8 protein-coding genes are annotated in these 10,785 nt (G+C 45.1%); 5 read left to right on the forward strand and 3 right to left on the reverse strand.

Annotated elements, in window-relative coordinates; all coding sequences use genetic code 11:
- The first annotated feature begins 27 nt into the window (after window positions 1-27).
- From HZZ01_RS02275 to gndA, 5 genes are all read left to right on the forward strand, one after another.
- Window positions 28-780 (forward strand): ABC transporter permease, encoded by a 753-nt coding sequence (locus tag HZZ01_RS02275; RefSeq protein WP_255434176.1) that lies wholly within the window; start codon window positions 28-30, stop codon window positions 778-780.
- On the forward strand, window positions 770-2,143 hold the full coding sequence (locus tag HZZ01_RS02280) for an ABC transporter ATP-binding protein (RefSeq protein WP_179895329.1): 1,374 nt from the start codon (window positions 770-772) through the stop codon (window positions 2,141-2,143). The genes HZZ01_RS02275 and HZZ01_RS02280 overlap by 11 nt, the downstream gene beginning before the upstream one ends.
- A complete protein-coding gene (locus tag HZZ01_RS02285) occupies window positions 2,136-4,154 on the forward strand; it encodes a class I SAM-dependent methyltransferase (RefSeq protein WP_179895330.1) in 2,019 nt (672 codons plus the stop codon). The genes HZZ01_RS02280 and HZZ01_RS02285 overlap by 8 nt, the downstream gene beginning before the upstream one ends.
- A 34-nt stretch (window positions 4,155-4,188) precedes the next feature.
- On the forward strand, window positions 4,189-6,336 hold the full coding sequence (locus HZZ01_RS02290; protein ID WP_179895331.1) for a glycoside hydrolase family 99-like domain-containing protein: 2,148 nt from the start codon (window positions 4,189-4,191) through the stop codon (window positions 6,334-6,336).
- Between the two features lie 253 nt (window positions 6,337-6,589).
- Window positions 6,590-7,999, forward strand: a complete 1,410-nt coding sequence (gene gndA / locus HZZ01_RS02295) for an NADP-dependent phosphogluconate dehydrogenase (protein ID WP_179895332.1) — start codon at window positions 6,590-6,592, stop codon at window positions 7,997-7,999.
- A gap of 35 nt (window positions 8,000-8,034) precedes the next feature.
- Here gndA and HZZ01_RS02300 read toward each other — a convergent pair whose 3' ends face one another.
- From HZZ01_RS02300 to HZZ01_RS02310, 3 genes are all read right to left on the reverse strand, one after another.
- Window positions 8,035-9,333, reverse strand: coding sequence for a succinylglutamate desuccinylase/aspartoacylase family protein (locus HZZ01_RS02300; protein ID WP_179895333.1), 1,299 nt, complete (start codon window positions 9,331-9,333; stop codon window positions 8,035-8,037).
- 106 nt (window positions 9,334-9,439) lie between these two features.
- Window positions 9,440-10,231: an ABC transporter substrate-binding protein gene (locus HZZ01_RS02305; RefSeq protein ID WP_179895334.1), complete on the reverse strand. Its 792-nt coding sequence runs from the start codon at window positions 10,229-10,231 to the stop codon at window positions 9,440-9,442.
- A 66-nt stretch (window positions 10,232-10,297) separates the two neighbouring features.
- Window positions 10,298-10,774, reverse strand: coding sequence for a YbaK/prolyl-tRNA synthetase associated domain-containing protein (locus HZZ01_RS02310; protein ID WP_179895335.1), 477 nt, complete (start codon window positions 10,772-10,774; stop codon window positions 10,298-10,300).
- Window positions 10,775-10,785 lie beyond the last annotated feature (11 nt).

Raw genomic sequence — 10,785 nt, forward strand, 5'->3', positions numbered from 1 at the left:
TATATTAATAGACATATTATTTTCGAAATGACCAAACGCGATGTTATAAGCAGATATAAAGGGTCGGTGATGGGCATCTTCTGGTCTTTCATAAACCCTGTTTTTATGCTGGCTGTATATACACTCGTGTTTTCAGAAGTGTTTAATGCACGCTGGGGGAATGCTGCGGCAAATGAGTCAAAAGCACAGTTTGCTATTATCCTTTTCGCTGGGCTAATTGTGCATGGAATATTTGGCGAGGTGCTGACTAAATCACCCACGTTAATACTTAACAATGCTAATTATGTCAAAAAAGTTGTTTTCCCACTTGATTCTTTTCCTGTAATAGCTTTGTTGTCTGCATGCTTTCAGGCGTTAATCAACATTTTTGTACTGTTACTGGCATTTACTTTTGCGAATGGATATATCCACTGGACGGCGGTATTGCTTCCTGTTGTATTTATTCCCGTATTGATTTTAGTATTAGCTTTAAGTTTTTTGATTTCTTCGCTGGGCGTATTTATCAGGGATTTGGGACAGTTTATAACGTTGTTAATTACGGTAATACTTTTCCTTTCGCCTGTTTTTTATCCACTTTCTTCTGTGCCTCAGAAATATCAGGTCATCATATTATCCAATCCATTGACATTCATAATCGAGCAAACCAGGGAAGTTGTTATCTGGGGTAGGCTGCCTGATTTTAATGGACTGTTAATATATGGTTGTATCTCAACAGTAATATTATGGTTTAGTTACTTCTGGTTCCAGAAAACACGTAAGGGATTTGCTGATGTTATCTAAAGATAATGCATTAGAAATAATCGATGTTAGCAAATGCTATCAGGTCTTCGATAGTCCTGTCAGAAGACTCAAGCAATTTATAGTACCTAATATTGAACGTAAACTTGGTAAAGTACCCCGGGTATACCATGAAGAATTTTGGGCGCTTCAGGATATAAGTTTTAATTTACCCAAAGGCGAAACACTGGGTGTGGTCGGACGAAATGGCTCCGGTAAGTCAACTCTATTGCAGATTATTGCAGGCACATTGTCCCCTACCCAAGGATCTGTAAATATTCAAGGACGTGTCGCTGCCTTACTTGAATTAGGGGCTGGATTTAATGGCGATTTTACTGGACGTGAAAATGTCTATCTAAACGGTGCACTCTTAGGTCTGACTAAAGAAGAAATTGATACTAAGTTAGATGATATCTTATCTTTTGCCGACATTGGGCATTTTATTAATAACCCTGTTAAAACTTATTCAAGCGGAATGATGGTTCGTCTTGCATTTGCTGTACAGGCGCAAATTGATCCAGAGATATTAATTGTTGATGAGGCATTAGCCGTCGGGGATGCTAAGTTTCAGGCAAAATGCTTTGCCAGACTGAAACAACTTAAAAATGATGGTACATCAATTCTTTTTGTATCCCATGCAACTGAACAGATCATTACCCACTGTGATAAAGCAATACTACTTAACGATGGTTCAATTGTAGATAACGGTGCTCCAAAAGATATTGTTAATAAGTATCTCGATCTACTTTTTGGAAAGTCATCCTCATCCAATGCGAAGCGAAGCAAAGAGGATAATCATCTTAAGTCAGCCAGCAAGATTGAAAAAGACCAGACTGAAAGGTTTAATGTAAGTCAGGAGATTGAGCCTGTCGTCGCTTTAGAAGAAAATGGCTTCGAAAAACGTAATAATTACAATTCCAACGAATTCCGCTGGGGCGACAGGGCTGCTGAGATTCAGGATTTCTCAATCGTTCAAGGTGAGCACCTCTATCCGTTCAGTGTATCGGGTAATGGAAGTATCAAACTTAAGTTTCTTGTTAAATTCAACTTGACCATTTTCAGGCCTATATTTGGTTTTGCTGTTAAAACCAAAGAGGGGGTGACAATTTATAATACCAACACAAATATATTAGAAATACCTTTTATTGAAGTTGGAGAAGAAGGAAAGTCACATATAGTTAATATTGAAATGCCAATGCGCCTTTTCCAGGGCGACTATTTTATTTCAATAGGCCTTGCCAGCTATGATACATCAGGAGAGGTAGTTCCGCACGATCGGAGATATGATTCAATTCATATTACAGTAGAACCTACCCCAGAGTTTTTAGGTCTGGTAAATTTAGAGGCTTCGATTAACTGTGAATAAAGAAAAACTTTCAACGGTACTGTTATCGTCTGATTTTGTTTATGATGCTGAAATTAATATCTGGATCGAAAAAGATCAGCAGGAATTCAATTATAATGACGGCGATTATCACGAAAACTATATTTTAGATGTCGTTACCAAGGCTCAGGACTGTTCCGTGCTTTCGCAGGAGCTCGCTGGGTATATAAAAGACTGGCCTTCACAATATCATTTAACTTCAAAAAGATCTAACTTACTGAGACCTTTCGGGAAAAAATTCAAGGGTAAGCGTGTTCTGGAGATTGGATGTGGCTGTGGTGCGATAACACGTTTCATAGCTGAAGCTGGCGCTGAAGTCATTGCCATCGAAGGCAGTAAAAGAAGGGCATCAATAACACGCAATCGCTGCAAAGACTTATCAAATGTTACTGTAATCAATTGTTCTAGCGATAAAATTCCAGATATTGGTGAATTTGATTATGTCTTGTTAATCGGCGTCCTTGAATATGCTCAATGTTTCTTGGGGAGTGAGGGGCAGTTATCACTTTTGTCATTCTGCAAGAAGAGATTAACATCAGATGGTTCATTATTTGTAGCCATTGAGAACCAACTCGGCATGAAGTACTTGTCCGGGGCCAAGGAGGATCATTTGGGTATACCAATGGTGGGTATCAACAATGCCTATCATATTAATGGTGTCCGCACTTTTGGTAGAGTGGAACTACTCCAAATGATGAAAAATGTAGGATTTAGCAACGTTGAGGAATTTTTGCCTTTTCCTGACTATAAGCTTCCTACTCTGGTGATTACTCCTTATGGACATCAAAAACGAAGTTCTGTAATTTATCCTTTAGTAAGCGAAGTCCATCATAAGGATGCTCAGGCACCGGATTCTTATACATTCTCATTAGAAGAATCAACTAAAATAATTTGGAATAATGAGCTTGCATCGGATTTGTCAAATTCGTTTTTGATGATCGCTTCGGTCGCACAGGTAAGTCACGAAAGCGATAATACATTAGCATGGTACTATTCCGATGCCAGAATTAACGATAGTCAGAAGAAAATAAAGTTTCTTGAAGTTAATGGCAATTATAAGATTGAAAGTTACAAAATCTCTGGTGAGTTTATTAACGAAGAGCCTTTCCATCAAGGTGAAAGCCTGTGGTTAAGCTTGGTAAGTATTATAAATAAACACGGATGGCAACTAAGCACTGTTGTTGAATGGGCCAAACTCTGGATTAGTAAAGCACTGATTACTGGAAATGATTCGGATTCCTGGACATGGAACACTGAGCTTCCTCCTGAATATCTGGACGCAACTCCGTTTAATATTATTAAAACGGAGCAAGGTTACAAAATATTTGATTTGGAATTAAGCTCTGATACGCCATTGATGCTTTCATATTTGGTTTTCAGAGGCGTGTTCAACTCATTATTACGAGTGACATCCATCGCTCCTACAAAAGATTTGTCAGATTCTAATGTATTTACCACCACAAAGTTTATAGTAACGCAAATTTTCCCAGAGCTAACCGAAGAGCATTTTAATGAATACTTAAAACAAGAGGTTGCTCTGGTTTCGAAAGTAGTAAACGTTGATAATAATGATCTTTTTGAGCGCTATAAAAATTCGTTTTTCGTTGTCCGTGATTTCTTGAATGATTATAAAAGCGAACTCGCCAGAGTCTATAATTCTAATCAGGATCTCTCATCAACTGTAACCAATGTTGAAAATCAAATTAAGGATGTCGAAAAGCAGATTAAGGAGAAAGGCGAAGAGATATTTGGTAAGAATACTTTATTGGATGTAAAAGAGAAAGAGTTGATAGATGCACAAGAATCCTGTTCGCGGTTGCAGGCGCAAATTGACAATCTTCTTAGCGTTGCCGCTGAGCAAAAATCCAGAGAAGAAAAACTTACGGAAGAGATTAAAGTAAAGACGGATAAATTACAGAAAATCACTTCATCAAGAGCATGGAAATTAGCTTCATTTTTCAGTCGGTCTGCTAAATCGCTGAATAAATATTAAACTGGCAATCTGAAATCAGATAAGGGTGTTGACGTTGAAAATCTATCGTTTTGCAAGAAAGATGTTATCCTCTGGAGATCGCGATCTTTTAAAATATCGTATTAAACTGGTCTCGAAGCTTTATAGGGAAGAAGGAGTTAAAGCTGTCTATAGCAGACTACAGTCAGCCTATAAGAATAATAACCCTGGCATTTATGCTTATAATCCTAATTCTGCAAATACCTTTGATGAAACGTCTATCAACGATAGGTCTTCGCTAATTGAGGCTTGGTTAAAAACTGATTTCAAAAAAGCTTCATTGAAAGTTAACGAACAAAGCCATTATGTACCTAAGGCGCTTGATAGTCTCGAAGGTATTGATTTACCCGTAAAGGTTATTGCCTACTATCTCCCGCAATTTCATCCATTCAAAGAAAATAACGAGTGGTGGGGTGAAGGTTTTACTGAATGGACAAATGTGACTAAAGCAAGGCCGCAATATCTTGGGCATCAGCAGCCACGCTTACCTGGCGAACTCGGATTTTATGATTTACGTTTACCCCAGGTCATGCGCCAGCAAATTGATCTTGCTAAGCAGTATGGGGTCAACGGTTTTTGCTTCCATCATTACTGGTTTGGTGGAAAGCGTCTCATGGAAACGCCTGTACAGAATTTTCTTAAGGATAAATCGCTCGATATTGATTTTTGTTTATGTTGGGCTAATGAGAACTGGACACGTCGTTGGGACGGCCTTGAAAATGATGTTTTGATTTCTCAAAATCATTCTCCAGAAGATGATATTGCCTTTTTAGATGATATCATGCCTGCACTTAAGGATGAGCGTTATATTAGAGTGGATGGTAAGCCGCTGCTTATTCTTTATCGTGCAAGCTCACTTCCTGATGCCAAGGAGACGGGTAAACGCTGGCGTGAGCATGCCATTAAAAATGGATTACCCGGTCTTTACCTGGTTGTCGTCAATGCCTTTGATGTCTCAAGTCCGCAACCTTATGACTTTGATGCTATTGTTGAATTCCCACCTCATCAAATTGGCGCAAAAGATATTACGGATAGCATCACGCCATTAAATAAGAACTTTTCTGGTCGGGTGTATGACTACGAAGAGTTGGCGTTGCGAGCAGGTAAGATTGATAATGAGAATTTCACCTGTTTCAAAGCAGTAATGCCATCATGGGATAATGAAGCCAGAAAGCCTACTCAAGGTTTCTCTTTCTATAATGCTAAACCTGAGCTCTATGCTAAGTGGCTTGATAGTGCTATTAAAACCACAATGAAACGCAAACCTGAAGAACGCCTTGTGTTTGTCAACGCCTGGAATGAATGGGCTGAAGGTGCACATCTTGAGCCTGATCGTCATAATGGCTATGCATATTTACATGCTACAGCAAATATTTTGCGTAATTCACTCTTGAAATATGATTGCGATAATCAACTTATTGCAGATATTAATCAGGAATTTAAACCCCGCTTCAAATCTGCTGTTATTCTGCATGCTTATTATGAAGATTTGGCTTGCGAATTGGTCGAAAAATATATTGCTCAGTATCAAGATAAGCTTGATCTCATTATTACCATGCGAAGTGATGTTAAATTAAGCACTCTTGAGAAAATAAAAGCATCATTTGCTAATGTGTTTTTTGTGATGGTGGATAATCGGGGACGGGATATTCGACCTTTCATAAAGGCGCTCAAAGTCGCTGATGGTTTCGGTTATAAATATATTTGTAAAGTTCATACTAAAAAATCACCTCATCGGGTTGATGGCCAGCAATGGCGTGAAAGTCTTTTCGCAGATCTTCTTGGATCTCGCGAACATGTCTCCAAAATCATCAACCATTTTGAGCTTCATGATGATATAGGAATAATTGCACCAAGAAATTCCATTACTGATCTTTCCATTCCTGAAATAAATTTGGGCAACAGATATTGGCTCGAAAAGCTCTTTACAAGAATGGATTCACCAGAATTGTTTAAAACATTTAAAACCAGCTTCCCGGCTGGTTCAATGTTCTGGTTCAGGAAAGATGCTCTCGATCCTTTAGCCAGCAATTTATTGGATGAAGAAGAGTTTGAACTTGAGGCGGGTCAGCTAGATGGCACTCTTGCTCACAGTGTCGAAAGGGTCACTGGTGCAGTAGCTAATGCACAAGGTTTTAAAGTGGTTGATATTACCTCACTTTAACTGTTCGTCAGGCATCAATGCTCATTAAGGTTGATGCCTGCTGGCTAACATTGTTTTTTAACTTTTTATGCCTTTTGAACTGATAAACCGCGTTTAGTATCACTAACCTATTAGGTTGATTTTTCTTAACATAATTTCATCACGCGACCGCACCATTCATTACCTCTAATCCGCTATCCTGAGTTAACATACTGATCACTTACAAAGTGGTGTTACGGGTAACACCATGCGAGACCACAGACAGGAGTATGTAATGTCCAAGCAACAGATCGGCGTTGTAGGTATGGCAGTGATGGGCCGCAATCTGGCTCTTAACATTGAGAGCCGCGGTTACACTGTTTCAATCTTCAACCGTTCACGCGAAAAGACTGATGAAGTCATCGCCGAGAACCAGGGCAAGAAGCTTGCTCCTTTCTATACCGTTGAAGAGTTTGTCGAATCGCTGGAAAAACCTCGTCGTATCCTGCTGATGGTTCAGGCGGGTGAAGCGACTGACAAGACTATCGCCTCGCTGACTCCACATCTGCATAAAGGCGATATTCTGATCGACGGCGGTAACACCTTCTATAAAGACACCATCCGTCGTAACAAAGAGCTGTCTGACCAGGGCTTTAACTTCATCGGTACCGGTGTTTCCGGTGGTGAAGAGGGCGCACTGAAAGGCCCATCCATCATGCCTGGCGGCCAGAAAGAAGCCTACGAGCTGGTTGCACCGATTCTGGATAAGATTGCAGCACGTGCAGAAGATGGCGAAGCCTGTGTGGCTTACATCGGTCCGGACGGCGCGGGCCACTATGTGAAGATGGTTCACAACGGCATTGAGTATGGTGACATGCAGCTGATCGCAGAAGCGTATGCTCTGCTGAAAGGCGCACTGGGCCTGAACAACGAAGAGCTGGCTGAAACCTTCACCGAGTGGAACAACGGCGAGCTGAGCAGCTACCTGATCGACATCACCAAAGATATCTTCACCAAGAAAGACGAAGAAGGTAAATACCTGGTTGATGTAATTCTGGATGAAGCCGCTAACAAAGGCACCGGTAAATGGACCAGCCAGAGCTCACTTGATCTTGGTGAACCTCTGTCACTGATTACTGAGTCCGTCTTCGCTCGTTATCTCTCCTCACTGAAAACGCAGCGTGTGGCAGCCTCTAAAGTACTGAGCGGGCCACAGGCTAAAGCGTTCACCGGTGACAAAGCAGAGTTCATCGAGAAAGTTCGTCGTGCACTTTACCTGGGTAAAATCGTCTCTTATGCGCAGGGCTTCTCACAGCTGCGCGCAGCGTCAGAAGAGAACAACTGGGATCTGCACTACGGTGAAATCGCTAAAATCTTCCGCGCTGGCTGCATCATCCGTGCCCAGTTCCTGCAGAAGATTACTGATGCTTATGAAGCAGATGCAGGCATCGCTAACCTGTTGCTGGCGCCATATTTCAAAGATATCGCGGATCAGTATCAGCAGGCGCTGCGTGATGTGGTTTCTTACGCGATTCAGAACGGCATCCCGACTCCGACCTTCTCTGCGGCGATTGCTTACTACGACAGCTACCGTTCAGAAGTGCTGCCTGCCAACCTGATTCAGGCGCAGCGTGACTACTTCGGTGCGCATACTTATAAGCGCATTGATAAAGACGGTGTGTTCCACACCGAGTGGTTAGATTAAGCACTAAAAAGGGCTTCCCTCGGGAAGCCCTTTTTTTATCCTACCAGCAAATCCCCGCTCCGAATCTCCTTCTCACCCGCCAGCCGCACCACCAGCATGCCTGCCGTTGCAAATCTCACCCAGTGTCTCGCATAGAGAATACCGCCATATTCTGCCACCAGAGGCGTGATCTGGTCGGTCACTGGATCGACAATCTCAGCCACCACTTCTCCCGGACGAATCAGTGCGCCCAGTGGCTTACGATGCAGAATCAGACCTGACACCGGTGAATGAATGTATTCACAGCCCGCTAACGGCGTAGGTGGATTTTTCAGGGCAGGGGAAGCCGCCGCCGATCCTTCGCTGTGACGCTCTTTGATTACGCCAGTCTCTCCCGGTGCTTCAGCCAGGTCGGGTACGTTTAATCCAATCGGCCCGTCATTGATTGCCACGATATCGTCACCGCCCGCGCTCGCCGGGACCAGCTCATCACCGCCAATGACGGGTGCGGCCACTTCCACTGAAATCGACGGTTCGCTGTAGCCGATATAACCGCCTTCCTGCAGCGACGAAATAATGGCCTCCGCATCTTTCTCCGCCTGTTCAGGCGAAACATCACGCACACCACGTAGCTCCAGCGTCACCGGCAGCAATCCACGCGGCATCGGGTAATCTTTGCCAAACCGCTCTGCCAGCGTCAGCCAGGGTTCACAGCAGGCCTCATCAAACGGCTCACCGCCAGAGATCTGCGCCAGCAGCTGGACTTCACTGCCCAACCAGCGCGCCAGCGGCTCAATGTCCGGCCAGGCATGGGGCGTGGTGTAGAGATGCGGTACGGCTTCCCAGTCACAGTGCAGGTCAATCATCAGATCCGCCTGACTGGCCATCCGCATCAGCGTGTAGCGCTGCGCATCCAGCTCAGTTTTCGGCACGGTATCGCGGTAATGACGATCAATTGCCTCACGGATCAGGCTCTTATTCTGCGTCTCACTCTGCGTAAGACTCTCAGCCAGCCCAGCGGCCAGTGTGGTGCCCAGTGACGGGAAACGGCGGTTAAAATCCTGACCCGAGAGCGTATGGAAGCGACCCAGATGCGTGCCATGCCAGTGCTGTCCCAGCGCCAGAGGATTCGCAACCGGAACCAGCGTAAACGCGGCTTTGAGCTGTCCGGCGGACTCCAGTGCCTGCAGTCGCTGTTTCAGAAACCACGCCACCGCCATACCGGGCAGTTCGTCACCATGCAACGCAGCCTGGATATACACCTGACGCTCGTTGTCCGGAGCAAAATGGAAACTGATAATTTCACGCTGGGTGCCTAAAGAGGCGCTTAACAGTGGATGATGTTGTTGATGCATACCGTGTTAATGTCCTTTAATCGGCAAAGGACGACAGCGCGCCGTCCTGAAAAAGTTAAAGTATAGTTCTGGATCGCGGTGAGGACGAAAAAGGGCGATCGCGAGGTTACTGCTGGATAGAGATATCCGTAGCGAAGTAGCGCTTTTGAATCTGGTCAAACGTGCCGTTCTTTTTGATTTCGGTGAAGGCGTTATCCAGCGCGGTTTTCAGTTCAGCATCACCTTTGCGCAGGCCAATTGCCGTCCCGGGCCCAATAATCGGATCCTGAATAATCGGGCCAGCCAGTTCAAAATCTTTGCCCTGCGGATGCTTCAGGAAGCCAATGGCCGCCTGTGCCGCATCAGTGAAGACAGCATCCAGCCGGCCTGAAACCAGATCGCTTTCCACCTGTGCCTGATCGCCATAAGGCACAACGTTCACACCATGGGGCTGCCATTTCGCCAGTGCATAGCGCTCCTGTACCGTTCCCTGCTCCACGCCGACTGTTTTGCCTTTCAGGGACTCAACCGTTGGCAGTATGCCTGCGCCTTTACGGGCGATCAGCTGGGTGTGGGTGTCATAGAGCGGCACGGTAAAATCGATTTGCTTCAGGCGCTCTTCGGTAATGCCCATGTCGGACAGAATGGCATCAAATTTCCGCGCCTTCAGTGCCGGGATCATGCCGTCGAACTGGCTTTCGACCCAGACACATTTCGCCTGCATCTGGGTACAGAGCGCATTGCCCAGATCGATATCAAAACCCACCAGCTTACCCTGCGGCGTTTTCGATTCAAACGGCGGATAGGTTGGATCGACCGCAAAACGCACCTGCTCGATTTTCGCCTGCGCGCCAAAAGCGCAGCCTGTCATAACGGCCACAGCCAGCGTCTGACGCAGGCGTTGAGTGAAAATGTTCATGATTTTGCTCTTATTCTGTCGTGATGAGTGATTATGCAGAGTATCGCCGGCCTGCCGGGATGGCAATTACTGCGTTATCTTCACCACGTCAGCCGTGCACAGCGTCCGGTAATCTTCGGTGTTCAGAATCACTGAGCGCTCCAGCAGCCCGGCGTTAAACGCAATCTCCGGATAACGTTCAAACAGCGCGGGGTCAACCACCAGCCTGAGGTCGGGATGAAAGCTGAACGGCGGGATAGCGCCAGACACGCAGCCGGTCAGCAGCGTGGTCTCCGCCGGACTGGCGAGTGAGGCACGTCGTCCACCGACCGCTGCCGCGACTTTGCCCAGATCGGCCTGCTGATCGGCCGGTAAAACCGCCAGCACATGCTGTTTCACGCCATTGCCTTTCACATGACAGACCAGCGCTTTCGCACCCTGGCCGATTTCGGTGCCGCGTATTGCCGCAACGGCTTCACATTTACCGGTCGCCTCATGCTCCATCAGACGATAGCGAGCCTGGTACTGGTCGAGCAGGGCAATTAATTTTTCATGGGTGGTCACGGTTCTCTCCC

The sequence above is a fragment of the Pantoea sp. WMus005 genome (genome assembly GCF_013415305.1).
GTDB classification, from domain to species: Bacteria; Pseudomonadota; Gammaproteobacteria; order Enterobacterales; family Enterobacteriaceae; genus Pantoea; species Pantoea rara.

Excerpts from the sequence above, each read along its gene's own strand:
- HZZ01_RS02275 (WP_255434176.1), top strand. The coding sequence starts at position 28 with ATGACCAAACGCGATGTTATAAGCAGATATAAAGGGTCGGTGATGGGC.
- HZZ01_RS02300 (WP_179895333.1), bottom strand. The coding sequence starts at position 9,333 with ATGCATCAACAACATCATCCACTGTTAAGCGCCTCTTTAGGCACCCAG.
- HZZ01_RS02280 (WP_179895329.1), top strand. The coding sequence starts at position 770 with ATGTTATCTAAAGATAATGCATTAGAAATAATCGATGTTAGCAAATGC.
- HZZ01_RS02305 (WP_179895334.1), bottom strand. The coding sequence starts at position 10,231 with ATGAACATTTTCACTCAACGCCTGCGTCAGACGCTGGCTGTGGCCGTT.
- gndA (WP_179895332.1), top strand. The coding sequence starts at position 6,590 with ATGTCCAAGCAACAGATCGGCGTTGTAGGTATGGCAGTGATGGGCCGC.